This window comes from Rhizobacter sp., assembly GCF_046595475.1.
In the GTDB taxonomy this organism is placed as follows: Bacteria; Pseudomonadota; Gammaproteobacteria; order Burkholderiales; family Burkholderiaceae_C; genus Rhizobacter.
Genome location: NZ_JBKJOQ010000084.1, coordinates 1 through 25,723 on the forward strand (window position 1 = coordinate 1; position 25,723 = coordinate 25,723).

Annotated in this window: 30 protein-coding genes; 14 read left to right on the plus strand and 16 right to left on the minus strand. The window is 65.6% G+C overall.

The features are described 5' to 3' along the window. The 3 genes from AC30QB_RS14310 to AC30QB_RS14320 all read left to right on the plus strand — a co-directional run. Positions 1–483: beta/alpha barrel domain-containing protein (locus AC30QB_RS14310; protein WP_489546904.1), on the plus strand; the 483-nt coding region annotated here is incomplete at its 5' end. A gap of 10 nt (positions 484–493) precedes the next feature. Further along, positions 494–2,194, plus strand: a complete 1,701-nt coding sequence (locus AC30QB_RS14315) for an NAD+ synthase (RefSeq protein WP_489546905.1) — start codon at positions 494–496, stop codon at positions 2,192–2,194. Positions 2,195–2,202: 8 nt separating this feature from the next. Further along, complete coding sequence (locus AC30QB_RS14320) at positions 2,203–3,252, plus strand: bifunctional nicotinamide-nucleotide adenylyltransferase/Nudix hydroxylase (protein WP_489546906.1); 1,050 nt, start codon at positions 2,203–2,205, stop codon at positions 3,250–3,252. A 7-nt stretch (positions 3,253–3,259) separates the two neighbouring features. On the opposite strand, the gene AC30QB_RS14325 is transcribed toward AC30QB_RS14320, so the two are convergent. The 4 genes from AC30QB_RS14325 to AC30QB_RS14340 are packed head-to-tail and all read right to left on the minus strand — an operon-like array spanning position 3,260 to position 5,661. Further along, the gene (locus tag AC30QB_RS14325; RefSeq protein WP_489546907.1) at positions 3,260–4,102 is read right to left on the minus strand and encodes a TIGR02452 family protein; all 843 of its coding nucleotides are present in this window, start codon (positions 4,100–4,102) and stop codon (positions 3,260–3,262) included. After that, positions 4,099–4,734 carry a DUF4291 domain-containing protein gene (locus tag AC30QB_RS14330; RefSeq protein WP_489546908.1) on the minus strand — a complete coding sequence of 212 codons (636 nt, stop codon included), beginning with the start codon at positions 4,732–4,734 and terminating at the stop codon, positions 4,099–4,101. The genes AC30QB_RS14325 and AC30QB_RS14330 overlap by 4 nt, the downstream gene beginning before the upstream one ends. Beyond that, positions 4,706–5,113, minus strand: coding sequence for a hypothetical protein (locus AC30QB_RS14335; RefSeq protein ID WP_489546909.1), 408 nt, complete (start codon positions 5,111–5,113; stop codon positions 4,706–4,708). Before AC30QB_RS14335 ends, AC30QB_RS14330 begins: the two co-directional genes overlap by 29 nt. Then, a complete protein-coding gene (locus AC30QB_RS14340; protein ID WP_489546910.1) occupies positions 5,110–5,661 on the minus strand; it encodes an RNA 2'-phosphotransferase in 552 nt (183 codons plus the stop codon). The genes AC30QB_RS14335 and AC30QB_RS14340 overlap by 4 nt, the downstream gene beginning before the upstream one ends. 553 nt (positions 5,662–6,214) lie before the next feature. Here AC30QB_RS14340 and AC30QB_RS14345 point away from each other — a divergent pair. Then, positions 6,215–6,943 carry an NUDIX hydrolase gene (locus tag AC30QB_RS14345; protein WP_489546911.1) on the plus strand — a complete coding sequence of 243 codons (729 nt, stop codon included), beginning with the start codon at positions 6,215–6,217 and terminating at the stop codon, positions 6,941–6,943. Next, a complete protein-coding gene (locus AC30QB_RS14350) occupies positions 6,940–7,866 on the plus strand; it encodes an ADP-ribosylglycohydrolase family protein (protein WP_489546912.1) in 927 nt (308 codons plus the stop codon). The genes AC30QB_RS14345 and AC30QB_RS14350 overlap by 4 nt, the downstream gene beginning before the upstream one ends. A gap of 34 nt (positions 7,867–7,900) precedes the next feature. Here AC30QB_RS14350 and AC30QB_RS14355 read toward each other — a convergent pair whose 3' ends face one another. Continuing rightward, positions 7,901–8,296 (minus strand): hypothetical protein, encoded by a 396-nt coding sequence (locus tag AC30QB_RS14355; protein ID WP_489546913.1) that lies wholly within the window; start codon positions 8,294–8,296, stop codon positions 7,901–7,903. 47 nt (positions 8,297–8,343) lie between these two features. Between AC30QB_RS14355 and AC30QB_RS14360 the strand changes: the two genes are divergently transcribed. Further along, positions 8,344–9,393 (plus strand): LacI family DNA-binding transcriptional regulator, encoded by a 1,050-nt coding sequence (locus tag AC30QB_RS14360; RefSeq protein WP_489546914.1) that lies wholly within the window; start codon positions 8,344–8,346, stop codon positions 9,391–9,393. Positions 9,394–9,398: 5 nt separating this feature from the next. On the opposite strand, the gene AC30QB_RS14365 is transcribed toward AC30QB_RS14360, so the two are convergent. From AC30QB_RS14365 to AC30QB_RS14385, 5 genes are all read right to left on the minus strand, one after another. Further along, positions 9,399–9,689, minus strand: a complete 291-nt coding sequence (locus tag AC30QB_RS14365) for a hypothetical protein (protein ID WP_489546915.1) — start codon at positions 9,687–9,689, stop codon at positions 9,399–9,401. A gap of 174 nt (positions 9,690–9,863) precedes the next feature. Further along, complete coding sequence (locus tag AC30QB_RS14370) at positions 9,864–11,075, minus strand: multidrug effflux MFS transporter (RefSeq protein WP_489546916.1); 1,212 nt, start codon at positions 11,073–11,075, stop codon at positions 9,864–9,866. Further along, positions 11,075–12,061, minus strand: a complete 987-nt coding sequence (locus tag AC30QB_RS14375) for a quinone oxidoreductase family protein (protein ID WP_489546917.1) — start codon at positions 12,059–12,061, stop codon at positions 11,075–11,077. Before AC30QB_RS14375 ends, AC30QB_RS14370 begins: the two co-directional genes overlap by 1 nt. Positions 12,062–12,080: 19 nt before the next feature. Further along, positions 12,081–12,932 carry an SDR family NAD(P)-dependent oxidoreductase gene (locus AC30QB_RS14380; RefSeq protein WP_489546918.1) on the minus strand — a complete coding sequence of 284 codons (852 nt, stop codon included), beginning with the start codon at positions 12,930–12,932 and terminating at the stop codon, positions 12,081–12,083. A gap of 54 nt (positions 12,933–12,986) precedes the next feature. After that, positions 12,987–13,514 (minus strand): carboxymuconolactone decarboxylase family protein, encoded by a 528-nt coding sequence (locus AC30QB_RS14385; RefSeq protein ID WP_489546919.1) that lies wholly within the window; start codon positions 13,512–13,514, stop codon positions 12,987–12,989. Between the two features lie 157 nt (positions 13,515–13,671). Between AC30QB_RS14385 and AC30QB_RS14390 the strand changes: the two genes are divergently transcribed. From AC30QB_RS14390 to AC30QB_RS14400, 3 genes are all read left to right on the plus strand, one after another. Next, positions 13,672–14,868 carry a class I SAM-dependent methyltransferase gene (locus AC30QB_RS14390; protein ID WP_489546920.1) on the plus strand — a complete coding sequence of 399 codons (1,197 nt, stop codon included), beginning with the start codon at positions 13,672–13,674 and terminating at the stop codon, positions 14,866–14,868. A gap of 144 nt (positions 14,869–15,012) precedes the next feature. Continuing rightward, on the plus strand, positions 15,013–15,519 hold the full coding sequence (locus tag AC30QB_RS14395) for a pyridoxamine 5'-phosphate oxidase family protein (protein ID WP_489546921.1): 507 nt from the start codon (positions 15,013–15,015) through the stop codon (positions 15,517–15,519). A gap of 54 nt (positions 15,520–15,573) precedes the next feature. Then, positions 15,574–16,509 (plus strand): NAD(P)H-dependent flavin oxidoreductase, encoded by a 936-nt coding sequence (locus AC30QB_RS14400; RefSeq protein ID WP_489546922.1) that lies wholly within the window; start codon positions 15,574–15,576, stop codon positions 16,507–16,509. On the opposite strand, the gene AC30QB_RS14405 is transcribed toward AC30QB_RS14400, so the two are convergent. From AC30QB_RS14405 to AC30QB_RS14415, 3 genes are all read right to left on the minus strand, one after another. Further along, a complete protein-coding gene (locus tag AC30QB_RS14405; RefSeq protein WP_489546923.1) occupies positions 16,463–17,431 on the minus strand; it encodes a YihY/virulence factor BrkB family protein in 969 nt (322 codons plus the stop codon). The two genes, AC30QB_RS14400 and AC30QB_RS14405, sit on opposite strands and share 47 nt — an antisense overlap. Positions 17,432–17,443: 12 nt before the next feature. Continuing rightward, the gene (locus AC30QB_RS14410) at positions 17,444–17,881 is read right to left on the minus strand and encodes a CBS domain-containing protein (RefSeq protein ID WP_489546924.1); all 438 of its coding nucleotides are present in this window, start codon (positions 17,879–17,881) and stop codon (positions 17,444–17,446) included. A gap of 261 nt (positions 17,882–18,142) precedes the next feature. Then, on the minus strand, positions 18,143–18,529 hold the full coding sequence (locus AC30QB_RS14415; protein ID WP_489546925.1) for a response regulator: 387 nt from the start codon (positions 18,527–18,529) through the stop codon (positions 18,143–18,145). A 140-nt stretch (positions 18,530–18,669) separates the two neighbouring features. Between AC30QB_RS14415 and AC30QB_RS14420 the strand changes: the two genes are divergently transcribed. Further along, positions 18,670–19,437: a fumarylacetoacetate hydrolase family protein gene (locus AC30QB_RS14420; protein WP_489546926.1), complete on the plus strand. Its 768-nt coding sequence runs from the start codon at positions 18,670–18,672 to the stop codon at positions 19,435–19,437. Here the strand turns inward: AC30QB_RS14420 and AC30QB_RS14425 are convergent, their stop codons facing one another. After that, positions 19,438–20,040 carry a DUF4337 domain-containing protein gene (locus AC30QB_RS14425; RefSeq protein ID WP_489546927.1) on the minus strand — a complete coding sequence of 201 codons (603 nt, stop codon included), beginning with the start codon at positions 20,038–20,040 and terminating at the stop codon, positions 19,438–19,440. It lies immediately after the preceding gene. A gap of 4 nt (positions 20,041–20,044) precedes the next feature. Then, positions 20,045–20,818, minus strand: coding sequence for a transporter (locus AC30QB_RS14430; protein WP_489546928.1), 774 nt, complete (start codon positions 20,816–20,818; stop codon positions 20,045–20,047). 109 nt (positions 20,819–20,927) lie between these two features. Here AC30QB_RS14430 and AC30QB_RS14435 point away from each other — a divergent pair, with 109 nt between their 5' ends. Next, positions 20,928–22,064, plus strand: coding sequence for a thiolase family protein (locus AC30QB_RS14435; RefSeq protein WP_489546929.1), 1,137 nt, complete (start codon positions 20,928–20,930; stop codon positions 22,062–22,064). Here AC30QB_RS14435 and AC30QB_RS14440 read toward each other — a convergent pair. Further along, the gene (locus AC30QB_RS14440; RefSeq protein ID WP_489546930.1) at positions 22,008–22,652 is read right to left on the minus strand and encodes a TetR/AcrR family transcriptional regulator; all 645 of its coding nucleotides are present in this window, start codon (positions 22,650–22,652) and stop codon (positions 22,008–22,010) included. The two genes, AC30QB_RS14435 and AC30QB_RS14440, sit on opposite strands and share 57 nt — an antisense overlap. 139 nt (positions 22,653–22,791) lie before the next feature. Here AC30QB_RS14440 and AC30QB_RS14445 point away from each other — a divergent pair, with 139 nt between their 5' ends. From AC30QB_RS14445 to AC30QB_RS14455, 3 genes are all read left to right on the plus strand, one after another. Next, positions 22,792–23,613 carry a GntR family transcriptional regulator gene (locus tag AC30QB_RS14445; protein ID WP_489546931.1) on the plus strand — a complete coding sequence of 274 codons (822 nt, stop codon included), beginning with the start codon at positions 22,792–22,794 and terminating at the stop codon, positions 23,611–23,613. Positions 23,614–23,626: 13 nt separating this feature from the next. Continuing rightward, entirely contained in the window at positions 23,627–25,354 is a 1,728-nt protein-coding gene (locus AC30QB_RS14450) for a fumarate reductase/succinate dehydrogenase flavoprotein subunit (RefSeq protein WP_489546932.1), read from the plus strand. Positions 25,355–25,489: 135 nt separating this feature from the next. Then, positions 25,490–25,723 carry a 4Fe-4S dicluster domain-containing protein gene (locus AC30QB_RS14455; RefSeq protein WP_489546933.1) on the plus strand — a complete coding sequence of 78 codons (234 nt, stop codon included), beginning with the start codon at positions 25,490–25,492 and terminating at the stop codon, positions 25,721–25,723.

Consider the following 25,723-nt stretch of genomic DNA (forward strand, 5'->3'; position numbering starts at 1 on the left):
CAGAAGGCCGCGCTCGAGGCCTGGGTGCAGGAATACCGCGGCGACCTCGGCACGGCGCTGACCGACGTGGTCGGCATGGATGCCTTCATCGCCGACTTCGACCTGTATTTCGCTAAACTTTTTGACGGCCTGCGCCATGACTCGGGCGACCCGGTGGTGTGGGGCGAGAAGGCGCTGGCCCACTACGCCAAGCTGCGCATAGACGCGCGCACCAAGCGCTTGGTGTTTTCCGATGGGCTCGATTTGCCCACCGCCTTTTCCATCTACCGCCACTTCGCCGACCGCACGCAGCTGGGCTTTGGCATCGGCACCTCGCTCAGCAACGACGTGGGGCAAACGCCGCTCAACATCGTGATGAAGCTGACCCAGTGCAACGGCCAGCCGGTGGCCAAGCTCTCAGACTCACCAGGCAAGACGCTGTGCAAGGACGAGACCTTTCTCGCCTACCTGCGGCAGGTCTTCAATGTGAAAGAAATGACGTAAAGGAACTCTGATGCTCAACATCACCGTCGCGCAACTGAACTACTTCGTCGGCGACATCGAAGGCAACGCGCTGAAGATGATCGCAGCGGCCCAGCACGCGGCCGTCGAAGGCTCAGACCTGGTCGTCTTCTCGGAGCTGTCGCTCACCGGCTACTACCCCGGCGACCTGCTCGACGAGCCGCTCTTCATGGCGCGCGTGGCCGCCGGCATTGCGAGCCTGCAACACGCCTCGCGCGAGCTGCGTGGCCTGCACTGGGTGATCGGTGCGCCGGTGCCGCGCGAGGGCCCGGGCAAGCGTCTGCACAACGCGCTGCTGGTCATCAAGGCTGGCGACATCGTGCTGCGCTATGCCAAGCAGCTGCTGCCCACCTACAACATCTTCGACGAGCATCGCCACTTCGAGCCTGGGCCTGATGTGGCGCGTGTGCTGCGCATAGGCGATGCGCAGGTCGGCCTGATGATCTGCGAAGACGGCTGGAACGATGAAGGTCTCGACTACCACGTCAACCCCTTCGAGCGCATGCGCGATGCCGCGCCCGACCTGGTGGTGAGCATCAACGCCAGCCCCTCCAACATTGGCAAGCGCGAGCAGCGCCACCAGGTGTTCGGCGATGCGAGCCGCCGCCATGGCCTGCCCATCTTGTACGTCAACCAGATCGGCGGGCAGGACCAGATCGTGTTCGACGGCGCCTCGTTTGCGGTGGAGCCCGAGCGCGGCGTGGTCTACGAGGCGCAGCGCTTTGTGGAAGATGTGTGCACGCTGCGCTTCGAGCACGGCCACTTCCTGTCGCGCAGCGGTGAGGCGCTGCCCGCGGTCGCGCCGAAAGGCTTGCCCACGCTGGCCTTCTACCAAGCGCAGATCGTGCTGGGCCTGCGCGATTACACGCGGCGCTGCGGCTTTCGGCAGGTGGTGGTCGGCTCATCGGGCGGCATCGACAGCGCGCTCACGCTGGCGCTCGCCGTGCAGGCGCTGGGCGCGGAGAACGTGGTCGGCGTGACCATGCCGTCGTCGTTTTCATCCACCGGCTCGGTGAGCGATTCCGTCACCTTGTGCCGCAACCTGGGCATCGTGCTGCACACGCACCCGATCAAGGAAGCGGTAGCTGTGTATGCGCGCCAGTTCGAGGCCAGCTTCGGCCCGCCACTCAAGGGGCTGCCGCTAGAGAACCTGCAGGCGCGCATACGCGGCACCATCCTGATGGAGTACAGCAACCACTTCGGCCACATGCTGCTGACCACCGGCAACAAGTCTGAGCTGTCGGTGGGTTACTGCACGCTGTACGGCGACACCAACGGAGGCCTGGGCCTGCTGGGCGACCTCTACAAGACTGAGGTGTTCGCCTTGTCGACCTACGTGAACGAAGCGGCCGGCCGTGAGCTGATCCCGCAGATCGTGATCGACAAGCCGCCGTCTGCCGAGCTCGCACCCGACCAGAAAGACACCGACAGCCTGCCGCCTTACCCGGTGCTCGACGAGATCTTGAAGGTGCTGATCGAAGGCAAGCGCCTGGCGGCGTGGGAATTTGCGCAGGCGACTGCTTTCGTGGAGCGCCAGCGCGCTGACACGGCGGGCAACGCCTTGGTCGAGCGCATTCGCGGCATGATCGCTCGCAACGAATACAAGCGCCGCCAGTCGCCCCCCATCATCCGCGTGCGCGCACGCTCCTTCGGCACTGGCCGGCAAATGCCGATCGCTGCCAAACACGTTTGAAAGCTCCCATGACCGCACCCCATGACGTGGCCGTTTACGTCGGCCGCTTCCAGCCGTTTCACAACGGCCACCTCGCCTTGCTGCAGCGCGCGCTCGCGTTGGCGCCGCAGGTGGTGATGGTGATCGGCTCGGCCCACCAGGCGCGCACGCCGAAGAACCCTTTCAGCTGGCAGGAGCGCGCGGAGATGGTCCGCCTGGCACTCACGCCCGAAGAGCGCGAGCGGGTGCAGTTTCTGCCGGTGCGTGATTACTACGACGAGGCACGCTGGGTGCAAGCGGTACACGCCGGCGTAGAGGCCTTGGGTGGCGGCAACGACAAGCGTGTGGCCCTGGTTGGCCACTACAAGGACGCCACCAGCGAGTACCTGCGCGCCTTCAGCAGCTGGGCGGTGGTGTCGGTCGACCGCGTGGGCGCGGCCGATGGCACGCACCTGCGCGACGCGCTGTTTTCATCGGCCGGTGATGCGATAGAACCCACGCTTGCGGCGCTCACCGACCAGGCGCCGGCCACCACTTTGGCTTTCATCCGCGCCTGGGTGTCGCTGCCCTTTTTCGCCCGCCTCGCCGAGGAGTGGCGCATGCTGCGACAGTACGCCGCCGCGTGGGCCAGCGCGCCCTACCCGCCGGTGTTCGTGACGGTCGATGCGGTGGTGCGCTGCGCCGACCGCGTGCTGCTGATCCAGCGCGGCCGCGCACCGGGCCGCGGCTTGTGGGCGGTGCCGGGGGGCTTCATCGAGCTGCGTGAAACGGCTTACCAATCGTGCCTGCGCGAGCTGAAAGAAGAGACCCACTTGAGCCTGCTCGACACGACCATGCGCAACTGCCTGGTGGCTGCCGCCGTGTTCGACCACCCTGACCGCAGCCTGCGCGGTCGCACCATCACCCACGCGCACTACTTCAACCTGGGCGAACGCGAGCTGCCCGAAGTGCAAGCCGATGACGATGCGCAGGCGGTGGAGTGGGTGCCGATCGAGAAGCTGCTGGCGCTGGAAGACCAGTTCCATGACGACCACTTCCACATGCTGGATCACTTCTTGGGCTTGACCGAGGGGCCGTGATCGGCTCTCAGGCGAATTCATGGCGGAAGGCTGCCAGAGTGAGCTCGCCGGGTGAGTCATCAAGGACGGAAAAACGTACGTTGTTGAATTTCCCACCCAGGCGCGCGCCCGCGAGGTGTTGGGCAAAGATTCGGGCGACCAGCGTGGGATCGTTGCCGAATACCCCGCAGCCCCATGCGCCTAAGACCAAGTGTCTGCACCCGGCGTGCAAGGCGAGCGCTAGCACGCGACCTGCACGCTGAGACAGCACGGCAGCGAGCTGGGGCAGTGCCTGCTGGTCGTTCTCGCGCAAGGCGCGCGCGTTGGGCGCCGGGCTAGTCAGCAAGGTGATGTTGTAGGGCGAGGGAAGCAGCCCGCCTTCGTCGTCGCGAAAGACCGGGCAGTCGGGCGAAAGGATCATTCGGTCCGAATACAGGGCCGACGCTTCGCGCCGGTGGAACTCATAGAACGGGGTGGCCGCATCGCTCGTCAGCGAGGCATGCAAGGACGAGGTGCGCGCAAGAGACTCTTCTTGCGCCTGGCTGCCCGTTAGGAAGCCGCCACCCGGGTTGCGTGCCGACGCGAAGTTGAGCACGCCGACGCGCTCGGTTGTGGCTGTGGCCAGACGGCGGGCTCCCATCAAAGTGGTCTCGTTGGCCACGTCGAAGCGCGTGTCGATGCGCTCACCCGAAAGTGGCAGGTCGGCAGCGATCTGCTGCAGTTCGTCAGGCATAAAGAGGCGCGTGTGGTCGCGGCATTGCGCCGTGGCGGCGGCGATGCTGACTGATTGGCCACTTGCGGTGTTGTAGTGCCCGCTCTCCACGATGCGCAGGGTGTCGAGTGCGAGCGTGGTGCGCTGGGCTCGATTCATGTGCAAGCGCGCTCCCTGGCCTTGGCGCTGCGGGGTTCGAACACGGTCTCCAGCGGCGTCAGCAACTGGTGGGTGTGGGCGGTTGCGAACTGCCGCTGCTCGGCGACGAAATCAGACATGTCGATCACCTCGAGCAGCGCACAGTCGGCCATGGCCTTCAGCGCGTCACCGCGCAGCCCGAGCTGGATGGCGCGGCGCTCCAGCTTGCTGCCATCAGGCGCGTGGTCGGGGTCCCATTGCATGCGGACCTCGGAGGTGGCGACTTCGGCCTGCCACGCCTCTGTGCTGAGGTACATCGACGGCATGAAGCTCGAAGGCACGGCCTGCTCTAGCAGCGACTCGAAGAAAGGCCGCGGCAGGCGCAGGGCGAGCGTTACCTCTTGCCCGGGCTTGGTGCCCCAGCCCGAGCGGTACATCATCCACAGGAAGTTGGGCTTGATCCAGCTCATGCGGTTGAACGAGAAATCGGGCCCGCCAAGGCGACCGTGGCGAGCGGCGTAGTGCCCGGTGGAGGGCTGGTAGGCCTGGTACACGATGACGCTGTGCTCGTCGTGCTGCGCAAGGATGTGCTGGCCGGCCGCCGGCCAGCGGGCCGCCTGGCCGTCATGGCGTTCTGTCGGGAGGGGCTTCATGGAGGTTCTCTTGGAGTTTTTGTGGTGTGGTGGTGGCCCGGAAGCTTCGTATGACTTCGACCTGGCCAAAGATGCAATCGTTGAGCGCTTCGAGGTCTTCAGCTGGTATCCACCATTCCGTGTGGTGGCTCCCGCCGACGCGCTGGATGTCGTAGCGGTCCATGAAGGCCTTCTCGACCATGAATCGGGTGACATGCCCGACCCCGCCGGCCGGCACATTCCAGTCGCGCGCGATCTCGATCGCGTACTGTTCATTGGTCACCGGGTAGAAGATCGGCTGTTCGGCTAGGCGCGGCGGCCAGCGGCGGTAGCCACTGCGGGCCACCAGTGCGAGCTCCTCGTCGCCGGTGGGACGGTAGAGCACCACGGTGTCCGTCATGGCGTGACCTCGATGAACTCGGGTGGCACCGTGTCGCTTAGCCACACCTGGTTGGCCGTGCAGAAGAAAACATGGCCTGCTTGGTGCATGCGCAGTGCCGCTATGCGCAGCATTACCGGCGCACCATAGCGCTGCCCCACCGCCACGGCGGTGGCCGGGCGCTCTGTCAGGTGCACGTGGTGGCGCGCGCCCCGGCTCAAGCCCGTTTTCAAGATGGAGTCGAGCGAGCGGGTGGCCGTGCCGTGGTATAGCAACTCGGGTGGCACTTGCGGCGCCAGGGCCAGATCAACCTCGACCGAGTGGCCTTGGTTGGCGCGGATCGATAGGCCGTCAGTGCTCAGGGCAAAGCGCTGCTTGTCTGAGGTGTCGATCACCTGCTGTAGCAGCTCTCGGCTGACCGGCTTGCCGGCCCGGGAGAGCTTGACCAGCAGGTCATCGACTAGCACCCATCCTGCGCTGTCCAGCGTCAGGCCGATGCGTTCGGGTTCGTGCCGCAACACCAGGCTCAGAAACTTGCTGGTGGCGGTGGGGAAATTTTTGGTGTTCATTTTTTGTTTTCCTTGTTGTTGTGGAGTCATGCATGCACTCGCCGCCGCAGGCTTTATGCCAAGCGGTAGACGACATCGGAGCGAAGCGCGTACTTCAGACCGCGGCTGACCGCGGCGCCGCAGGTGGCGCGCGAAGACCAAAGCCGCGCCGCGCACGGGCTCCACTGGCGCCCAGCCGAAGCCGGTGCAGCCGCCATCAAAGTTGTCGTTCTGGTAGACCATGAAGGCGAGCATGCTGCGCTCGCCGTCACGCGGTCGGTGTTGCGCACTTCTTCATAGATGCGCTGCCCGATGATCGTCAGGATGCCTGTCGCTTCATAGCCCAGGCGCTCGCCGCGGGCGACGAAGCCCGCGCATTCCTTATTGGGGGAGAACGCCTCAATGAAGCTAACGCCGGCGCCAGGTTGTGGGTCTTCATGAGTCGATCGCACTGGATAAGGGCGTTTGTGCTGCGCCGGTGCTGTAAAAGTTGTGCTGAGCATCTTGTTTAAGATGCACAGTACAACCTACACTCCGGCGGCTGTCAAGAAGCAGCGCTTCCCCAGGGCCCAACGTGTCTGCCAAGAAACACACCCCGCTCGACTTCCCCCGCCCTTACACCACCGTCGACGTGGTGATCTTCGCGGTGCAGGATGACACCCTGAAAGTGCTGCTGGTGCGCCGGCCGGCCGACACGCGTGAGCCACACCCAGGCCTGTGGGCCTTGCCGGGCGGCTTTGTGGACGTTGGCCGCGACACCGACCTGGTGGCCTGCGCGCGCCGCAAGCTGCAGGAAAAGACGGCGGTCACGAGCCCGTACCTAGAGCAACTGGGTAGTTGGGGCAGCGCCACGCGCGACCCGCGCGGCTGGTCGGCCACGCACGCGTACTTCGCGCTCATTGCAGGCGAAGGGGTTGTGCTGCGAAAGGGCGCCAACGCCAGCGACGTGGCCTGGTTCGGCGTGGACGTTCTGCTGCAGAAACCCAAGCTCGCCTTTGACCACGACGAGATCCTGCGGGCTGGCGTGGCGCGTCTACGCAGCAAGGTCGAGTACACCTCGTTGCCGGCGTTCTTGCTAGCCGAGCCCTTCACGCTGCCGCAGTTGCAGCGCATGTACGAGGTGGTGCTTGGCCGCCCGGTGGACAAAAGCGGCTTTCGTACCCGTATGGTGGCCGCAGATTTCCTGGACGAAGTGGGTGTGGTCCAGAGCGAATCCAATCGGCCGCCCATGGGTTACCGCTTGAAGGATCGCGCCAAGGCCGTGTTATTCCCACGTACCTTCAGCCCGCGGGGGAGCGAATGACGACGCTGCGAGATCGCTATCGCGGGAGCTTGCTGGGCCTGGCTTGCGGCGACGCCGTGGGGACGACGGTGGAGTTCAGCATGCGTGGAAGCTTTGAGCCAATGACTGACATGATCGGGGGTGGGCCGTTTGAGTTGGCCGCTGGCCAGTGGACGGACGACACCTCTATGGCGCTGTGCTTGGCGACCAGCTTGCTCTACTGTCACGGCTTCGATGCCGTGGATCAGATGAATCGCTACGTCAACTGGTGGCAATGGGGCTACCTCAGTTCAACAGATGAATGCTTTGACATCGGAATGACGGTTGCCAAAGCATTGCAGCGGTATCAGGTCTCGCAAGATCCTATGGCTGGTTCGACAGACCCGAACACGGCCGGCAACGGTGCGTTAATGCGGTTGGCCCCAGTGATTCTTTTTTTCGGCCATGACCTTGCGCTTGTCCGCCGCTATGCGCGTCTCAGCACGGCGACCACCCACGCGGCGCCAGAGGCAATCGAATGTAGCGAGCTGTTCGGCGACTTGCTGGCGCGAACCCTCCAGGGGCTGCCTAAGGAGCATCTGTTCCCGGCGTCGAATCTGGCAGTTCAAACACTGGCCGTCAGGTTGCTGGCTGCGGGAGACTTTCTTTGCAAGCCGGTGTCAGCTGTCACCGGATCGGGCTATTGCGTTGCTTCCTTGGAGGCCGCCCTGTGGTGTTTCATGAATACGGCGTCGTTTGAGGAGGCAGTCCTTCAAGCGGCGAATCTCGGTGACGATGCCGACACGACAGCCGCCATTACAGGGCAGATCGCCGGGGCTTACTACGGCGCTGACGCCATACCGGCTTCTTGGCTGAGCAAGTTGCACATGCATGGGGAGATAGACCGTTTGGCCTGCGAGCTACTGGCTCAGTCAATTCGCCAGCGAGATGCAGTCTCGTCATGACGGCCACTGGTCTAAGAGCGATTGCTCGCGCGGCTCAGGCCTGCCAAACCCCATATCCTTTCTCCCGCAACCCAATCGCCAGCTCGACCTCCATGTCGCGCGCCCCGTCATACGGCATGGGGTTGAAGACCTCGTACAGCTGCGGCAACAAGCGCAAGCCGTACTCGAACACATAGCGGTTCGATTGAATCCCGGCCTTGTGTTTGTCAAAGCGCAGATCGGGGTCTAGGCCGGTCATGCCGACATAAACGAAGGGCTTGCCGAGCGTGTAGTCAGGGTTGGCCGCGCGAAAGCGCGCGTTGTTCCACACCGGGTCGGCGAGCTCGACCACGTACACGTGATAGTGGTGAGAGCGTGGCGTGGCCGCTGCCTTCGTGGCAGGGGTGCGGCGCTTCTTAGGGCTGGCCTTCTTGGTGGGAGCGGCAGACATGGCACCTACAATTCTCGCGCCTCCTTTGCTCCCCGCCGCGCCCTCACATGCCACGTGTTCCCAAACCGAAAACTGTGAGCATTCGCGATGTGGCCGAGCTGGCCGGGGTGTCTCTGGGCAGCGCTTCGCGCGTCATCAACAAGGTCGACAACGTGACGGCCGAGACGCGGCGCAAGGTTGACGAGGCCATTGCCCAGCTCGCCTACCGGCCCAACCACGCAGCGCAGTCGCTGCGCCTGCGTACCACGCGCACCATCGGCTGCCTGTTGACCGACGTGAGCAACCCGCTGTACGCCAAGCTGTTTCGAGCGCTGGAAGAGCAGCTGCGCAGTGCGGGCTACATGATGCTGCTGGCCAACAGCTTGAACCTCGCCGAACGCGAGATCGACATCCTCTCGACCTTCAAGAGCCGTGGCATGGACGGTGTGCTCATCGCCCCGGGCAATGAGCGTGACCGCGAGGTGCTGGCCGCGGTGCAAGGCTTGGGCGTGCCCACCGTGATCCTGGACCGCGACATGGCCACGACCAACGCCACCGACAGCGTGCTCTTCAACCACGTGCCGGGCATGAAGCGCGTGGTGGCGCACCTGGCCGGCCTGGGCCACCGCCGCATCGCGCTGATCGTGACGCAGTCGCCTACCCGGCCGATGCGCCGGCGCATCGAGGGCTTTCGGGCCGGCCTGCGCGCGCAAGGCCTCACGGCCGATGAAGATGTGATCGTGCGGCTGCCCAGCGCCATGAGCCCGGCCTTCGATGCCGTGCGCGCGCTGCTTCAGCGCGCAGACCGGCCGACCGCCATCGTTGCCATGGGCACCGGCATCTTGAACGACACGCTCAACGCCATCAGCGCACAGCACCTGCGCATACCGCAAGACGTGTCAGTGGTGGCTCTGGGCGACCCCGACTTCGCGGGTCACTACGCGCCGCCTATCACTTCTCTGCGCGTGGACCTGGAGGCCGCGGCCACAGCAGGCGCCGAGCTGCTGCTGTCGCGCTTGCAGGGCCGCAGCGGTGATGCACCGCGCAGCGTGATGATCGACTGCCACTTCATCGAGCGGCAATCGTGCGGGCCAGTGCAGGGCGGCAAGGCCCGCTGAGCCGTTCAGAGCTTGATGAGCGAAGCGCAAGCCGCCTGGTCGAGCACCGGGGCGGGTTGATCGCGGCGCGCCAAGGCCGCGGTGATGCCGGGCATGGCGGGTGACTTGAGCAGGGCCGCTGCCGTGTGGGCGCTGGGGGTGAGCCTGCACTCGTTCACGGTGTAGATCAGGGCCAGGTATTCGTCTTGGCTGAGGGCGCGCAAGCGTGCCTGGTCTGCCGCGCTGACCTCGGTGCTTTTGGCGTGAGAAGACAGGGCGATGAGGGCGATCGATGCCCCAAGAATCAAACGGTTCATGGCGTGTGTGACGTCGAGATTGAGGCCTCGTGGGCCGATCGGTGAAGTCTGCCTGCAAGTGGTTACTTGAAACACTTCTTGTTACGAGTGGTGTTCTACGGCCGCGCATTTCGTCGCGCTACTTTTTGGCACTGTGCCCGACCTAGTGGTTTGTCTCTATTCAGAAGGCTGGGCTCAGTGCTCGCCGCGTGAGAGCAGCAAGAACGCCGCGAGTGCCATCAGGCCCATCAGCCCGACGAGCGTGCCGATGCCAAAGGCGCTGCGCACTGGCAGGCTCACCACCAGCAAGCTGCCCAGCGAGCCCGCGCCCATGCGCAGGCAGCTCGACAGGGCCGACGACGAGCCCACCAGCGTGGGCGCCACACTCATGCTGCGCAGCGTGGCGGTGGGCATCACCAGGCCGTTGCCCAGGCCGAACAGCATCATCGGCAGGGCGATAAGGGGCGCGACGGGGCCGAACATTGCGCTGAGAACCGCGACCAGCACGCCCGCCGACACGATCAGCACACAACCCGATTCGATCAGGCGGCGCTGCGCCACCCGCCCGGCGATCTGGCTGGTGATGAAGTTGCCCAGCACGTAGCCGATGGGCGGCATGGCGCCGTAGATGCCGAAGGCGGCGGCGCTCACGTGCAGATCGCCGATCAGCAGCACCGGCGCTTGCGTGTTGTAGGCAAAGATGGCCAGCGCGCCGATGGCCACCGGCAGCGTGTTGGCCATGAAGCGCTTGGCGCGCAGCAGCTGCACATAGCCACGCACGAGGGACATGAAACCGCCATGGGGGTGGCGCCGCTCGGGCGGCAGCGTCTCGACCAGGCCGCGCACCGCACCCACGCACAGCACGCCGCCCATCACCGCAAAGAGCAGCAGGTTGGCCCGCCAGCCGAAGCTTTGCTGCACCAGCCCACCGACCATGGGTGCCACGATGGGTGCGATGGCGATTGACATGCCCAGGTGCGCGCTCGCGCGGGCGGCGTCTACGTCGTTCATCGCGTCGCGCACCATCGAGCGCGACAGCACCATGCCACCACTCGCCCCTATGCCCTGCACCATGCGCGCCACGATGAGTGTGGTGATGCTGTTGGCCCACCACGCCGCCACGCTGCCGAGCATGAAGACCACCAGCGTGATGAGCCCTACGCGGCGCCGGCCCACGCGGTCGCTCCAGGGCCCCACGACCAGCATGAAGGCCGCCATGGCCGCGAGGTAGGCGGTGACGGTGAGCTGCACCTGGCCGATGGGCACGCCGAAGTCACGCGCCATGGCCGGCAGCGAAGGCAGGTAGGCCGATGACGAAAAGAGGCCGACTGCGGGCAGCGCACTCAGCAGCCACAACGGGGCGATTGGCCGTGCGGGTGGGGCTGGAGAAGTGGTGGTGTCGCGCATCAGGGCAGGGTCAGCACGACCTTGCCGAAGTGTGCGTTGCGAGCCATATAGGCCAGCGCCTGCGCGGCCTCTTCGAAGGGGAAGCTGCGGTCTATGGGCAGCGAGAGCTGGCCTGCGGCGAGCGCCTCGCCAAGGTCTTGGCGCATGCGCTCGTAGACGACCCGCACTTCTTGCACGCTGCGGGTGCGGAAGGTCACGCCCACGTACTGAATGCGCCTGAGCGCATGCAGATCGAAATCGAAATCACCCCGCGTGCCGGCCAGGCGGCCCACGTTGATGATGCGCCCGTGCACGGCACACGCGCGCATGTTGGCGTTGGCCTGCGCGCCCGAGAGTTGGTCGACGATGAGGGCGACGCCCAGGCCAGCGGTGGCGGCCAGCACCTGCTGCGGCCAGTGTTCGTCGCGGCTGTCGATGGCGAGGTCGGCGCCGAAGTCTTTCAAGCGCATGCGGCGCTCGGGCGTGGTCGAGCTGCCGATCACCAGGCCGGCGCCCAGCAGCTTGGCGATCTGCATGCCCATCAGCCCCACGCCCGATGAGGCGCCCTGGATCAGCACGGCATCGCCGGCCTTCAGCTGGCCATTGGTGACGAGCGCATCGTGCATGGTCTGCAGCGCCACTGGCAAGGTGGCCGCCTGCTCGAAGCTCATGCTTGTGGACGGGATGGGCATCACGCGGCCCTTGTCAGCCAAGGCGTACTCGGCAAAGGCGCCAGCGCCTGAGCCCATCACGCGGTCACCTGGCTTGAGCCCCTGCACGCCGGCACCCGTGGCCGCCACCTCGCCGGCCCACTCGATGCCCAGCCGCGTGCCGGGGCCGCCCTGGGCGCCGTGGGCCTGGCCGGCAGCCATGCCGATGTCAACACGGTTGAGGCCGCAAGCGCGCACGCGCACAAGCACCTCGTCGACGCCTGGCTGCCGCAGGCTCACCTCTTCGATGCGCAGGCCGTCTGCGCCCGCTTGCACGGCGGCTTTCATGGTGTTCATAGGGCGTCGATTCTGAACTTCAAATGGGCGCGCGCACCACGCCGATGCTCAAGCCCCCGTCGAGCAGCAGTGCATGGCCGTTGGTGTAGCTGGACTCATGCGACATGAGGTGCAGCGTGGCGTAGGCCACCTCCCAGCCCGTGCCCTGGCGGCCAAAGGGCACGGACAGCGCGCGGTTGGGGCGGCGGCGGGTGGCGTCGCGGCCCATGGGCGTGTCCATCAGGCCTGGCAGCACGGCGTTGCAGCGTATGCCCTTGGCTTCGCCGGCCACGGCGATGGCGCGGGCGAGCGACACCTGCGCCGCCTTTGAAGACTCATACGCCGGGTTGCGGCTCGCGTTGCGTAGGCTGGCCAGCGACGACATCAGCACGATGGCGCTGCCGGGCTCCAGCACTTCGAGTGCCGCCTGCGAGAAAAACATGTGGCTGCGCAGGTTGACGGCGAATTCCTTGTCCCAGGTTTCAGGCGTGATCTTGGCGAGTGGCAGGCCATGCGAGATGCCCACGTTGAGCACCAAGCCGTCGAGGCCGCCCAGTTGTTGCGCGGCGCGCTGCACCAGTGGCGCAATCACCGACACATCGCTCACGTCGGCCACTTCTGCAAACGCGGTGCCGCCTTCGGCCCTCACCTGGTCGACGGTGGCTTGCGCGGCTTCGGCCGAGATGTCGGCGCAGACCACGCTCGCGCCTTCGCGGGCGAACAGCACCGAGATGGCGCGGCCGTTGCCTATGGGCGGGTTGTCTTCAGGGATCACGCGCTGGCCGGCGCCAATGATGAGCACGCGGCGGCCCTGCATGCGGCCACGGCCGGGCACTTGGCCGAAAGTCTCTGGGTGCATCTGGCGGCTGGGGTCTAGGGAGTTGGGGCTCATGGTGCAGTCTTTGAGTCGTGAGTCGCGTGTCTCAGCGGGGCTTGGTGTGCTGGCCTACTTGAACGTGCCGGCCGGCTCAATGTCCACCTCGAAGTTCTCCAGAAACCGGCTCACCAGCATGTAGAAGCCGATCGTCAACACCAGCTCGGCCGTCTGGCGGTGGCCGAAGCGCGCGGCCACGGCGTTGAACAGCGCATCCGGTGCCTTCACCTCACGGAACACGACGTCGGTGAAATTCAGCACCAGCTTCTCGTCGTCGGTGAGCACCGAGGTGTCGGCATTGACTTCCAGCGCCGCGACCTTCTCGTCCGACAAACCCACGTTGCGCGCCACGCGCTTGTGCTGGTGCACTTCGTAGCTCGCCTTGCTCAAGATGCCCACGCGCAGGATGGCGATCTCGCGCAGCTGCGAGTCGAGCTCGTTGTCACGCAAGAGCGCCGAGCCCAGCGCCAGAAACCCCGACGCTGCTGACGGGCCGGCGTGCGGCAGCATGCGGTAGAGGTTGAGCGGGTTGCGCGACTTGAGCAAGGCTTGGTATTGCTCGGGCGCCTGGGCCATGTCGAAGTAGGGAATGCGGGCCATGGGGTGCTCTCCTGCGGGGGGTTTTGGCCATCGTAGGCGGCCAGATGAAACGTTTCATGAGGAATTACACGGAGCGGCTGCGTCGCCTGCGAGACAGAGGGTCGGGCGAGAGCGAGCGCCTGGCCCGAGGCCATGTGAACGACAATCCCTGGCCTCTATGAACCTCTCTAACGAACCCGCGTTCGAGCGCCTGATGGCGCAGCTGTCGGCCAGCCTAAATGACGGCAGCTTCGTCAGGTTTGTGCTCGCCAAGCCCCAGCGCCCGAGCGACGACCTGCAGCGCCTGGATGGGCGCATGGTGCTGCTGCGCGGGGAGGCGATGCTGTCGCTGGTCTACACCCACAAGACGCGCGACATCACGCAAAACTTCCCACGCGAAGAGGGTGTGAAGGTGCTGGTCGGGCTGTTGGGCACGCACTTTCGCAACGTCCATGTGATGACGCAAACTGAAGAGCTGCAGCTGTCCATCAGCAGGCGAGGCAAGTGCACGCTGCACACGGCCGCGCACGCCACCTCGGCAGCACCTGCCGCGCACGACCGCGAGAAGCAGCGCTGGCTGGAGCTCACGCGCCCCTTTCTCGCCGAGCTGGGCGTGACCACGGCGCAAGGCCAGTTGATCCCGGCCATGTCGCGCAAGTGGAAGCAGATCAACAAGTTTGTCGAGGTGTTTGCCGGGGCGCTTGCGTCGTCGCGCTTGGCCGGCGCGAAGGAGCTGAAGGTGATCGACTTCGGCTCCGGCAAGGGCTACCTGACCTTTGCCATACACGACTGGCTGCAGCACGCCAAGGGCGTGCATGCGCAGGTGACCGGCGTGGAGCTGCGCCCCGACATGGTGGCGCTGTGCAACCACGCCATCGCCAAGCTCGGGCTCAACGGCCTGCGCATTGAAGAAGGCGATGTGCGCGACTACGAGCCTGGCAAGCTCGACGTGATGATCGCGCTGCATGCCTGCGATACCGCCACCGACCACGCCATCCACCTGGGCTTGCGGGCCGGCGCCGAGATCATCATGTGCTCGCCGTGCTGCCACAAGCAGCTGCGCCCGCAGCTCTTGAGCCCGCACCCGCTCAAGCCCATCCTGCAACACGGTGTGCACCTGGGCCAGCAGGCCGAGATGCTCACAGACGGCCTGCGCGCCATGCTGCTCGACGCCTGCGGCTACGACACCCAGGTGTTCGAGTTCATCTCGCTGGAGCACACCAACAAGAACAAGATGATCCTGGCAGTGAAGCGCGCGGTAGCCAAGGCGCCCGACGAGGTGCTGGCCCAGATCCGCGAGGTCAAGGATTTCTACCGCATCCAGGAGCAATGCCTGGAGACCCTGCTGAGGGCCGATGGGCTGATCACCACTTGACCCACGCACGCGGGTCGGCTGAGCGCATGCCTCGGTCAGTTTTTCAGTAGTTCTTGCCATTTCGCTGCAGCGCCGTGCGGTATCCGCAAGGCACTGCTGCGGGGAACGCCGATTGCTCCGGCACGCTTGCAGCTGGAGCCTTGCATGATGCCCTTGTCGTTCTTGTTTGGCCGCACCGAGTCGCGCGGCCTGTTTCAACGCTCTCGGAACTGTGTGCTGACCACCATCGCCGCAGGCCGCCACCCTCAAGCGCACAGGATGAAGGTGGCTGCCTGTTCGGATGACGGCACCCACCTCTGGTTCGTGATCACACGAGAGAGTGGCATCACGGAAGACGTGGTGCTCGAACCGAACGTGATGCTGTCGGTGATCAACCACGACAACCAGGAGCTGGTGCATGTGTCGGGCCGCGCTCGCGTGGTGGGCCAGCACCGCAGCCCCCTGTACCTGTCGCCTGACTTCGAGCAGTCGCAGTCGCTGGGGGTGATCAGCGAAGAGGCCGACATTGCCCTGCTGAGCGTGGACGTGAGCGAAAGCCGCGAGCCACCCGACAACGCGGGCGACAGCGAGCCGCCGCACCGCATCTTTCGGCTGTTCCAGGCGGGGCCCGGTAACGTAAGCGACACGGCCGAGAGACGCGGCTCGCAATAATCCGCGGGCGATGCAGGGCGACCCCGCCCCATCGAACCCTTCGGAGCGAGCCCCATGAATCGAGTGTTGGCCCACACGGGCGCGAAGTACCCCATCGTGCAAGCCCCGATGGGCTGGATCGCCCGCACACAGCTGGCCTCGGCCGTGTCGCGCGCCGGTGGGCTGGGCATCATCGAGACCTCGTCTGGCGAGACCGACAACTGCCAGGCCGAGATCACCAAGATGAGTGCGCTGGGCCTGCCCTTCGGTGTGAACCTGCCCATCCGCTTCCTGAAAGACGACGCCATGTTGCGCTTCGTCTGCGCCTCGGGCGTCAAGTTCGTCACCACCTCGGCGGGCAGCCCGGCCAAGTTCATCGCGCCGCTGAAAGACGCTGGCATCACCGTTTATCACGCGGTGCCCACGGTCGACGCGGCCATGAAGTGCGTGGACGCCGGCATCGATGGCCTGGTGGTCGAAGGCGGCGAGGGCGGCGGCTTCAAGAACCCTGAAGAAGTCTCGACGCTGGTGCTGCTGCAGGCGATACGCGCGCGCACCGACGTGCCCATGATCGCGGCCGGCGGCATTTGCGATGGGCGTGGCATGGCGGCCGCCTTTGCGCTGGGTGCAGAGGCCATCCAGATGGGCACGCGCTTCGTGAGCTGCACCGAGAGCCCGGTGCACGCCAACTACAAGAACGCCATCGTCGATGCGAAAGAAACCGGCACCTGGGTGCTCAACAAGAAATCAACGCCGTGCATACGCGCGCTCAAGTCGCAGCGCACCCAGGCGATCTTTGACGAAGGCCTGATGCCAGCCGATGCCTTGAAGGGCATACGCGGTGTTTATTTCGACGGTGACATGGAGGCCGCGCCCGCACTGGCCGGCCAGACAGTGGGGCTGATAGATGCCATCAAGTCGGCGCAACAGATCATCGAAGAGACGGTGGCCGAGTTCTTCGCGATCACGCAGCGCCTCGGCGCACTGGCGCAGAGCCGCTCGTTTGGTTAGCAGGGTCTAGCGGCGCCATCGGCAGCTCGGGTATCGGTATCTCGGGTAACTCGGGCAGCGCGCCCGGTCGCGATATGCCCCGGCGTGAGCCGTAGCTGTGGGCATAGACCCAGGTGAACTCGGCGCCCAGCAAGAAGATCTGCGCCGAGTAGTAGACCCACAGCAACAGCACGGCGAGTGAGCCTGCCGCACCAAAGGCCGAGGTGATGCCACTGCGCCCGATGTACAGGCCGATCAGCCACTTGCCGATGGTGAACAGCACGGCGGTGACCGAGGCACCCACCCACACGTCGCGCCACTGCACGCTCACGCGTGGCATGACTTTGTAGATCAGCGCAAAGATCGCGGTGATGAGCGCAAAGCTGATGAGCAGATTGCCCACCTGCGCCAGCGTCTCCCAGCCGCCGAACATGGGCGCCCACCAGCGGCCCAGGGCCGCGAGCCCGGCGCTGACCACCAGAGACACCATCAGCAGAAAGCCGATGCCGAGGATCATGCCGAACGAGAGCACGCGCGCCCTCAGCAGCTTCCACACGCCGCTGCTGCCGCGCTCAGGGGCGCGCCATATGCGGTCAAACGCGTCTTGCAGCTCGGCGAACACGGTGGTGGCACCGATCAACAGCACCACGGTGCCGATCACCGTCGCGACCACACCTTCGGCTGGCTTGCTCACGCTTCGCAGCAGGCCTTCCACCGCGCGCGCGCCCTGTTCGCCTATCAGGTCTCGCAGCTGGCTGAAGATCTCGCCGCGCGCCGCCTCTTGCCCGAACACCAGGCCGGCCACCGACACCACGATGAGCAGCAGCGGCGCGGCCGAGAAAGTGGTGTAGTAGGCAAGCGCCGCGCCCATGCTGGGCGCGTAGTCGTCGCGCCACGACACGGCGGCGTCTTTGGCCAGTCGCCACACCATGGCGAGCTTCATGCGAAGGCTCGCTCAGGCGGGGATGGCGTCGGCGTTGGTGGGCTGTGAGATCTCGCGCAAGGTGGCGTCGGTGTGCGCCGATTGGCGGGTGGCCAAGTCGCCCAGTGAGACGATGCCCACGATCTCGCCTTCGCGGTTCAGCACCGGCAGGCGGCGTATTTGCGCGTCGCCCATCTGCTTGAGCACATCGTCGATGCCGTCGTCTTCCGAACACCACAGGGTTTGCGACGTCATGATCTCGCTGACAGGGGTGCTGTCGGCGGGGCGGTTGAACGCGGTGGCGCGGATGGTGATGTCGCGGTCGGTCACGATGCCCACCAGCGACTTGCCGTCGTACACGGGCAGGGCGCCCACATTCAGCTTGTGCATGAGCTCGGCGGCGCGCTGCAAGCTCTCTTTTGGGCTCACGACCACCACATGTCGCGTGATGACTTCAGAGATCTTGGGCATGGAGGGCTCCTGAGGGAAAGCGCGAAAAGTCGCGTCGACTCAGGATAGGGGGGGTGGGGGCCGGGGTCAGTCGGCGGCTGCCGGTGCGCGCTGTGGGAGCTGTCTGACATTTTTCTGTTCGGTCGAGCTTGTCTAAGCCTCCCTTCGACAAGCTCAGGGTGAACGGGTGTCTCAGGGCGAGCGGGTGTCTCAAGGCGAGCGGGTGTCTCATCGCCAGCGGGTGTCTCAAGTCGGAAGAATGTCTCAGGACAGAAGGGTGTCTCAGGCCGAACGGATGCCGTTGCAGCGCGCGACCACCGCTTCTATCTCTGCCAGAAACTCCTTGTAGCGCAGCGGCTTGGTGATGTAGCCGTCGCAGCCGGCGGCGCGCATGGTGGCTTCATCGCCCTTCATCGCAAAAGCGGTGACCGCTATCACCGGCGTGTGGCGCATCTGGGGGTCGGCCTTCAAGATACGGGTGGCGGCCAGGCCATCCATGTCGGGCAGCTGAATGTCCATCAAGATCACGTCGGGCCGGTGCTCGCGCGCGAGTGCAATGCCGTCGGTGGCGGTCTCGGCCTCCAGGGTGGTGTGGCCCGCGCGCTCGAGGATCGCCACGGTCAACAGCATGTTGACGGGCAGGTCTTCGATGATGAGTACGCGCAGCATGTGTGACGGGGCCTTGGTTGTGCCGGACATTAGTTCACCGCAAGAGGGGCGGCGTAGCTGTCATGTCTTACAGGTCGCGCATGAACCGATCGCCTGGTACGGCATAGTGGTCAAACCCGAATGCTCTGGGAGCAAAGCGCATGACCTCAACCCTAGACGCCGTAATCGATGCCTTGCTGAAGGCCCGCGAAACGCGGACGGCCGCCGCAGAGACCGGGCTGTCGGTGCCCACCGCCGACGATGCCTATCGGGTGCAAGCCGCGATGGCCAACGAGCTGGGCTGGTTCGGTGACGGCGCAGCGCGGCACTGGAAGTCGGGTGGCGCCTCGCGCAGCGCAGTGATGACGCACGCGCCGCTGCCGCCGGCCGGCGTGTGGGCCAGCCCGGCCGAGGCGCGTGCGTGGCCGTTTCGCCTGCGCTACATCGAAGCCGAAATCGCGCTGCGCTTGGGGTCTGAGGTGGACGCCGACCTCGCGGCCACGCTCGACATGGGCTCGGCGGCTGCGCTGGTCGATGCCATGACGGTCAGCATCGAGATCGTCGATTCGCGCTGGCAGCAGGCCTTCACGGCGCCTGCGCTGCTGCGCTTGGCCGACCTGCAATCGCACGGGGCGCTGGTGCTGGGCGAGTGGGTGCCGTATGCCGCTCACCGCGCGCGCGACTGGGGCGCCCAGCCTGGCCGCGTGCAGATCGGCGAGCGCGTCAGCGAGCACCATGGCACGCACTCGTGCGGCGACCCAGCCTGGGTGCTGCCCGACTGGCTGCGCCACGCCACCCGCGAAGGCGAGGTGCTTGCCGCCGGCACGGTGGTGAGCACCGGCACCTGGTGCGGGGCGCTCGAGGCGCACGCCGGTGACCACGTCAGCGTGGTGTTCGACGGCGTGGGCCGTGCCGAGGTGCAGCTCTGATCAGCTCAGCAGCTTGACGAGGGCGCCAGGGTGTAGCGCCCAGCCGAGCAGGCCCGCCAGGCCCATGAGCACGCCAAAGCCCGCCGGCACCAGGCTCAGGCCGTAGAGCCAGCGCAGCTGCGTGAGCGAGGTAATGGCCAGCAGTGAAATGGCGATGGCGATCAGCGCGTCAGACAAGTCGAACTGGTCGTCGCGGTAGTTGAGTGCGTCGTAGTTTTCCTGGTCTTTGGCGGCCTGGCGGCGTAGCTCGTCTTTCTTCTCGGCCTGCTCCCGGGCGAGCTGCTCATAGCGCGTGATGGCTTCCTGCCAGGCGGCTTGTTTGTCGGCCGGGCGGTCAGCGGCTTGCAAGCGCAGCTGCACCACCGTGGCCTTGGCCACCTCTTCGCGCAGGTTGCGGGCTTGGTAGAAGGCCCAGTGGTCGATCTTGTCGGCCTGGGCCTGCTGCATGCCCTGCACGATGTTGTCGTCTTTCACTTTGCAGATGCCCATGAAGGTGGCGAGCAGCGCCACTGCCACGCCCACAGCGGGGTTGAGCCAGTGGTGTTTGCTGTTGGACGGGGGCTCGTCAGCGGGTTGTGCGATTTGCTGGGGGTCGATGTCCATGGGGTCACCAGAGTTGGGTGATGGGGAAGACCACGCCGGCGAAGACCGAGGTGCTGCCGGGTGTCGGTCGGGTGGCGCGGGCCGCGCCGAGGTCGAAGGTCAGGCGCTTGCTCGGGCTGAAGCTCACGGCGCCCAATACCTGTAGGGTGTTGTCGGTGTGGCGGCGGTGTGTGCCCGAGAGTTCGGCGGTGAGGCCCCAGCGCTCGGCCAGCGGCATGGAGAACGAGGCCGACAGGCCCAGTTGCGTGCGGCCGGTGCCCGCCTCGACCGCGCCGAGGCGTGTGGCGTTGGCATTCACGTCGATGTGCAGGCTGCCGAGGTCGCGGCTGTCGATGAGGTTGAGCGTGTAGTCGGCCTTGCCGCTGCCCAGCGTGTCTTTGGCGGTCGGCAGCTTGGCGCCGAGCTCCAGGCCTGCGGCATGGCCGTCTTCGATGTCCCAAGCGTGCTTGAGCACCAGGCTCGTGTCACCAACGCCGCTTTCGTGCGCGCTGCCATCGCGCGCCGAAACGTGAGCCTCGCCTCCGAGCAGCACGCCCCAGTCCTTGCTGAAGGCAAGTTTGAACTGGTAGGGCAGGCTGTCTCGGCGGGCATCGTCGGCGCGGGTGCGCAGGCCACCGAGCTCCATCTCCAGCTGGCCTTCGGCCGGCAGCTGCGCGGGGCTGGACACCGATGGGCGGTAAGGCGTGATGGCGGCATCGCCCTCGCCCTGGGCGAGGGCCGGCCAGGCGAAGACGAGCAGCGCGCAGGGCGCTAGAAGGTGGCGGGGCGCTGGTCTCATGTCGATACCTTTCAGGCCTGGGGTGGGCGGATTCTGAACGCTGCGTGCAAAGACGCTTTTTTCTATATATGATGATCGTCATTCAATGAACTTTTCGATGGAGAACACCATGCCCCACGCCGTCATCGCCGGGTACGCCCGCACCCCCTTCCACTTCGCCCGCAAGGGTGGCCTCACGCAAGTCCGCCCCGACGACCTGGCCGCTGCCGCCGTCAAAGGCCTGGTCGAGCGCACGGGCGTCAACACTGCTGACATCGAAGACCTGATCCTCGGCTGCTCGTATCCCGAGGCCGAGCAGGGCGACAACATGGCGCGCCTGGTGGTGTTTCTCGCCGGCTTGCCGATCGAAGTGGCGGGTACCACGGTCAACCGCTTTTGTGGTTCGTCGATGACGGCCATACACATCGCGGCCGGGCAAATCGCCATCGGCGCGGGCGAGGTGTTCATCTGCGCCGGTGTCGAGTCGATGACGCGTGTGCCGCAGGGCGGCTTCAACCACTCGCCCAACCCGCACCTGCTGGAGACCTTCCACGAGGCCTACATCAGCATGGGCGAGACGGCCGAAAACGTGGCCACGCGCTGGGGTGTCTCTCGCTTGGAGCAGGAAGCGCTGGCGGTGGAGTCGCAGCGCAAGGCGGCCAAGGCGCAGGAACTGGGTCTGTTGAAAGACGAGATCGTGCCGGTGCACACGCCCGAGGGCTGGGTGCATGCCGATGGTTGCCTGCGGCCTGCCACCTCAATGCAAGGCCTGGCCGGTCTGAAGACCGCCTTTCGCGCGGATGGCACGGTGACGGCCGGCACCTCGTCGCCGCTGACCGATGGCGCGGCCGCCGTGCTGGTGTGCTCCGAGGCGTACGCCCAGCGCCACGGCCTGACCGTGCTGGCCAAGATCCGCTCGACGGCGGTGGCCGGCTGCCCGCCAGACGTCATGGGCATGGGCCCGGTGCCGGCCACGCGCAAGGCGCTGGCGCGCGCCGGCCTCACGGTGGCCGACCTCGATGTGATCGAGATCAACGAGGCCTTCAGCAGCCAGGCGATCGCCTCGATGCGCGAGCTGCAGATCCCGCGCGAGAAGGTGAACCTCGATGGCGGCGGCCTGTCCATCGGCCACCCGCTGGGGGCGACCGGCGCGCGCATCACCGGCAAGGCAGCGGCGCTGCTCAAGCGCGAAGGCGGGCGCTTTGCGTTGTCAACTCAGTGCATCGGGGGCGGGCAAGGGATTGCGACCATCCTGGAGGCGGTCTGATTTCAGCGGCAGGCCCAGCCGTTGGCTGATGGCCTGCCGCGAGGCCCGCAGTATCGCGGTGGAATGCTCGGCGTTGGCAATCGAGCGCGACAGCACCACCGCCCCCACCATCTCCGACAGCAGCGACACCGCCAGCACGCCCGCGTCTTCGCGCCCCATGGCTTGCAGCCGCCCGGCGATCAACGTGGTGAGCCGCGCCGCTCCATGCTCGAAGGCGCGGCGCGCGTCTTCACCCAGGCGCGGCAGGTCGGCGGCCATGCTGGCGATGGGGCAGCTGGCCTCGCGGTGGTCGCGGTGGTAGCGCGACAAATAAAACCCCACATAGGCCGCCAAGCCCTGGGCCGGTGGCTTGTCGTGCGACAGCTCTTCAAACCAGGCGCAGGCCTCGTCGAACATCTGCGTGATGCTGGCCACCAGCAGCGCGTCTTTCGACGCGAAGTGTGCATAGAAGCCGCCGTGAGTGAGCCCGGCGCGCGCCATGATGCCGGCCACGCCGATGCGGTCAGGCCCGTCGACGCGGATGGCGGCCGAGGCTTCCTTCAGCACACGCTCGCGGGTGCGTTGCTTGTGTTCGGCGTCGTAGCGCATGGTCGGCCCGCTTTGATATGACGTTCGAAATATAACCCGCCCCCGGCCCACGGGGAGAAGCGCCCGCACCAGACCGAGGCAATTCGGGTTGGCACAGCGTTTGCTATGACTTGACTTGTCATAACAAGTTGAGCCCGGCATGAGCAAACCTGGTGCTTTCTCGACACCCAAACTGGTGGTTTCGCAGCCGCCTGATGCCAAGCGGGCGGACAAGGTGCAGCCGCTGTCGCCGACCCCGCTGTATGCGCAGATCAAGGAAATCTTGCGTGCGCGCATCCTCGATGGCAGCTACCAGCCGCACCAGCAGATGCCCTCCGAGGCCGAGATGATCGAGGCCTTCGACGTGAGCCGCATCACGGTGCGCCAGGCGCTCAACGACTTGCAAAACGAGGGTCTGATCTTTCGCATCCATGGCAAGGGCACCTTCGTCTCCAAGCCCAAGGCGTTTCAAGACCTGGGCCGGCTGCAGGGCTTCGGCGAAGCCATGCGGCAGATGGGTTATGAAACCTACTCGCGCGTGCTCTCCCTCAAGAGCGTGGCGCCCACGCCCCAGGTGGCCGAGCGGCTGCGATTGGCCAAGCGCGCACGGGTGACCGAGTTGCAGCGGGTGCGCTTCCTGAACCGAGAGCCGATCTCGCTCGATGTGACCTACGTGCCGCTGGCCATCGGCAACCGCCTGGCCAAGGAAGACCTGGCGGCGCGCGACGTGTTCGTGATCCTGGAGAACGACTACGGCCTCGCGCTGGGCCACGCCGAGCTGCAGATCGGCTCGACGCTGGCGGATGAAACCCTCGCCACGCAGCTCAAGGTGGAAGAGGGCTCGCCGGTGCTCTTCATCGAGCGCACCACGCACACCGCTGACGGCACGCCCGTCGACTACGAGCACCTCTATTACCGCGGCGACGCCTTCCAGTACAAGGTGCGCGTCGATCGCGTGCCTTTGTCTGACCGTGCCTCTTGATCAAGGAACCAGCATGAACACGATCGAACTCGAATACGACATTGTGGTGGTGGGCGGCGGCACCGGTGGCCCCATGGCTGCTGTGAAGGCCAAGGAGAAGAACCCCAAGCTCAGAGTGCTGTTGCTCGACAAGGCCAACGTGAAGCGCAGCGGCGCCATCAGCATGGGGATGGACGGGCTCAACAACGCCGTCATCCCCGGCCACGCCACACCCGAGCAGTACACCAAAGAGATCACGGTCGCCAACGACGGCATCGTCGACCAGAAGGGCGTCTACGCCTACGCGGCCAACAGCTTCGCAATGATCGAAGAGCTGGACAAGTGGGGCATCAAGTTCGAGAAAGACGAGACCGGCGACTACTCGGTGCGCAAGGTGCACCACCTGGGCAGCTACGTGCTGCCCATGCCCGAAGGCCACCACATGAAGCGTGTGCTGTACCGCCAGCTCAAGCGCGCACGGGTAGAGATCACCAACCGCGTGGTAGGCACGCGGCTGCTCACGGGCCCGAGCGGTGAGGTGGCGGGCGTGATGGGTTTCGACTGCCGCACGGCAGACTTCTTCGTTATCAAGGCCAAGTCCGTGATCATTTGCACCGGCGCCGCGGGGCGCCTGGGCCTGCCCGCATCGGGCTATCTGTTTGGCACCTACGAGAACCCGACCAACACCGGCGAGGGCCACGTGATGGCCTACCACGCAGGCGCCGAGCTGACCAACCTCGAGTGCTTTCAGATCAACCCGCTGATCAAAGATTACAACGGCCCGGCCTGCGCCTACGTGACCGGCCCCTTTGGTGGCTACACCTCCAACAACGCGGGCCAGCGCTTCATCGAGTGCGACTACTGGAGCGGCCAGATGATGATGGAGTTTTTCAACGAGCTCGAAGGCGGCAAGGGCCCGGTGTTCCTGAAGCTTGACCACCTGGCGGAAGAAACCATCAGCGAGATCGAGCACATCTTGCACACCAACGAGCGGCCCAGCCGCGGGCGCTTCCACGAAGGCCGCGGCACCGACTACCGCAAAAGCATGATCGAGATGCACATCTCGGAGATCGGCTTTTGCAGCGGCCACAGCGCGTCGGGCATCTGGACCAATGAGCGCGGCGAGTGCTCCATCCCCGGGCTGTATGCGGCGGGCGATTGCGCCAGCATCCCGCACAACTACATGCTGGGGGCGTTTGTCTACGGCAAGTTCTGTGGCGAGAACGCGGCCGATTACGTGAGCGGCATCTCGCAGCCCAGCTTTGAGCAAGAGAAGGTCGAGATCGAGCGCGCGCGCGTCTATGCGCCGCTGGCCAAGGCTGAGGGCCTCACGCCGTTCCAGCTCGAATACAAGACACGCCGCATCGTCAACGACTACCTGCAGCCACCCAAGGTCACCCGCAAGATGGAGATCGGCCTGCAGCGCTTTGACGAGATCCGCGAAGACCTGAACCACATGAGCGCGGCCGACCCGCACGAGCTGATGCGCGCGATGGAGGCCCACACCATCCGCGACTGCGCCGAGCTGGCGGCGCGCGCCTCGCTCTACCGCACCGAGAGCCGTTGGGGCCTGTACCACCTGTGCGTGGACCACCCCGAGCGCGACGACGAGAACTGGTTCTGCCACACCAACGTGACCAGCGATGAGAGCGGCAACGCCGTGTTCCGCAAGCGCGAGATCGAGCCCTATGTGGTGGAGCTGAATGAGCAGGAGAAATCGGCGTATCAGCGGCTGCGGGTGGCCAGCCCGGCGGCGGCTTGAGCGGGGCTTCGATACCTCAGCCTGAGCGGGCTGAGAGTGTTCGAGTTCTGCTTCATCCCCATGCCAATCCCCCGCTGAGCCTGAGGTATCGAAGGCCCGCTCTGAAGTGACCCAAGTGAAAGAGGAGAGATCCACATGACCATCAACTTCACCCGCACCCAAGCCCCCGTCGTTGTCGACGAAGACAAGTGCATCGCCGACAAGGGCTGCACGGTTTGCGTCGATGTGTGCCCGCTCGACGTGCTGGCCATCGACCTCACCAAGAACAAGGCATTCATGAAGTTCGATGAATGCTGGTACTGCATGCCCTGCGAGAAAGACTGCCCGACGGGCGCAGTGCACGTGAACATCCCTTACCTGGTGCGCTGA

Bases quoted from the DNA above. Each gene is read 5' to 3' on its own strand.
- AC30QB_RS14375 (WP_489546917.1), bottom strand. From the start codon at position 12,061: ATGAACACCATGAAAGCCGCCGTGCAAGCGGGCGCAGACGGCCTGCGC.
- AC30QB_RS14405 (WP_489546923.1), bottom strand. From the start codon at position 17,431: ATGAAGCTCGCCATGGTGTGGCGACTGGCCAAAGACGCCGCCGTGTCG.
- AC30QB_RS14325 (WP_489546907.1), bottom strand. From the start codon at position 4,102: ATGAATCGAGCCCAGCGCACCACGCTCGCACTCGACACCCTGCGCATC.
- AC30QB_RS14410 (WP_489546924.1), bottom strand. From the start codon at position 17,881: ATGCCCAAGATCTCTGAAGTCATCACGCGACATGTGGTGGTCGTGAGC.
- AC30QB_RS14365 (WP_489546915.1), bottom strand. From the start codon at position 9,689: ATGAACCGTTTGATTCTTGGGGCATCGATCGCCCTCATCGCCCTGTCT.
- AC30QB_RS14360 (WP_489546914.1), top strand. From the start codon at position 8,344: ATGCCACGTGTTCCCAAACCGAAAACTGTGAGCATTCGCGATGTGGCC.
- AC30QB_RS14445 (WP_489546931.1), top strand. From the start codon at position 22,792: ATGAGCAAACCTGGTGCTTTCTCGACACCCAAACTGGTGGTTTCGCAG.
- AC30QB_RS14350 (WP_489546912.1), top strand. From the start codon at position 6,940: ATGACGACGCTGCGAGATCGCTATCGCGGGAGCTTGCTGGGCCTGGCT.
- AC30QB_RS14425 (WP_489546927.1), bottom strand. From the start codon at position 20,040: ATGGACATCGACCCCCAGCAAATCGCACAACCCGCTGACGAGCCCCCG.
- AC30QB_RS14450 (WP_489546932.1), top strand. From the start codon at position 23,627: ATGAACACGATCGAACTCGAATACGACATTGTGGTGGTGGGCGGCGGC.
- AC30QB_RS14340 (WP_489546910.1), bottom strand. From the start codon at position 5,661: ATGAACACCAAAAATTTCCCCACCGCCACCAGCAAGTTTCTGAGCCTG.
- AC30QB_RS14440 (WP_489546930.1), bottom strand. From the start codon at position 22,652: ATGCGCTACGACGCCGAACACAAGCAACGCACCCGCGAGCGTGTGCTG.
- AC30QB_RS14380 (WP_489546918.1), bottom strand. From the start codon at position 12,932: ATGAGCCCCAACTCCCTAGACCCCAGCCGCCAGATGCACCCAGAGACT.
- AC30QB_RS14395 (WP_489546921.1), top strand. From the start codon at position 15,013: ATGATGCCCTTGTCGTTCTTGTTTGGCCGCACCGAGTCGCGCGGCCTG.
- AC30QB_RS14330 (WP_489546908.1), bottom strand. From the start codon at position 4,734: ATGAAGCCCCTCCCGACAGAACGCCATGACGGCCAGGCGGCCCGCTGG.
- AC30QB_RS14320 (WP_489546906.1), top strand. From the start codon at position 2,203: ATGACCGCACCCCATGACGTGGCCGTTTACGTCGGCCGCTTCCAGCCG.
- AC30QB_RS14355 (WP_489546913.1), bottom strand. From the start codon at position 8,296: ATGTCTGCCGCTCCCACCAAGAAGGCCAGCCCTAAGAAGCGCCGCACC.
- AC30QB_RS14370 (WP_489546916.1), bottom strand. From the start codon at position 11,075: ATGCGCGACACCACCACTTCTCCAGCCCCACCCGCACGGCCAATCGCC.
- AC30QB_RS14400 (WP_489546922.1), top strand. From the start codon at position 15,574: ATGAATCGAGTGTTGGCCCACACGGGCGCGAAGTACCCCATCGTGCAA.
- AC30QB_RS14415 (WP_489546925.1), bottom strand. From the start codon at position 18,529: ATGCTGCGCGTACTCATCATCGAAGACCTGCCCGTCAACATGCTGTTG.
- AC30QB_RS14420 (WP_489546926.1), top strand. From the start codon at position 18,670: ATGACCTCAACCCTAGACGCCGTAATCGATGCCTTGCTGAAGGCCCGC.
- AC30QB_RS14385 (WP_489546919.1), bottom strand. From the start codon at position 13,514: ATGGCCCGCATTCCCTACTTCGACATGGCCCAGGCGCCCGAGCAATAC.
- AC30QB_RS14455 (WP_489546933.1), top strand. From the start codon at position 25,490: ATGACCATCAACTTCACCCGCACCCAAGCCCCCGTCGTTGTCGACGAA.
- AC30QB_RS14435 (WP_489546929.1), top strand. From the start codon at position 20,928: ATGCCCCACGCCGTCATCGCCGGGTACGCCCGCACCCCCTTCCACTTC.
- AC30QB_RS14315 (WP_489546905.1), top strand. From the start codon at position 494: ATGCTCAACATCACCGTCGCGCAACTGAACTACTTCGTCGGCGACATC.
- AC30QB_RS14390 (WP_489546920.1), top strand. From the start codon at position 13,672: ATGAACCTCTCTAACGAACCCGCGTTCGAGCGCCTGATGGCGCAGCTG.
- AC30QB_RS14430 (WP_489546928.1), bottom strand. From the start codon at position 20,818: ATGAGACCAGCGCCCCGCCACCTTCTAGCGCCCTGCGCGCTGCTCGTC.
- AC30QB_RS14335 (WP_489546909.1), bottom strand. From the start codon at position 5,113: ATGACGGACACCGTGGTGCTCTACCGTCCCACCGGCGACGAGGAGCTC.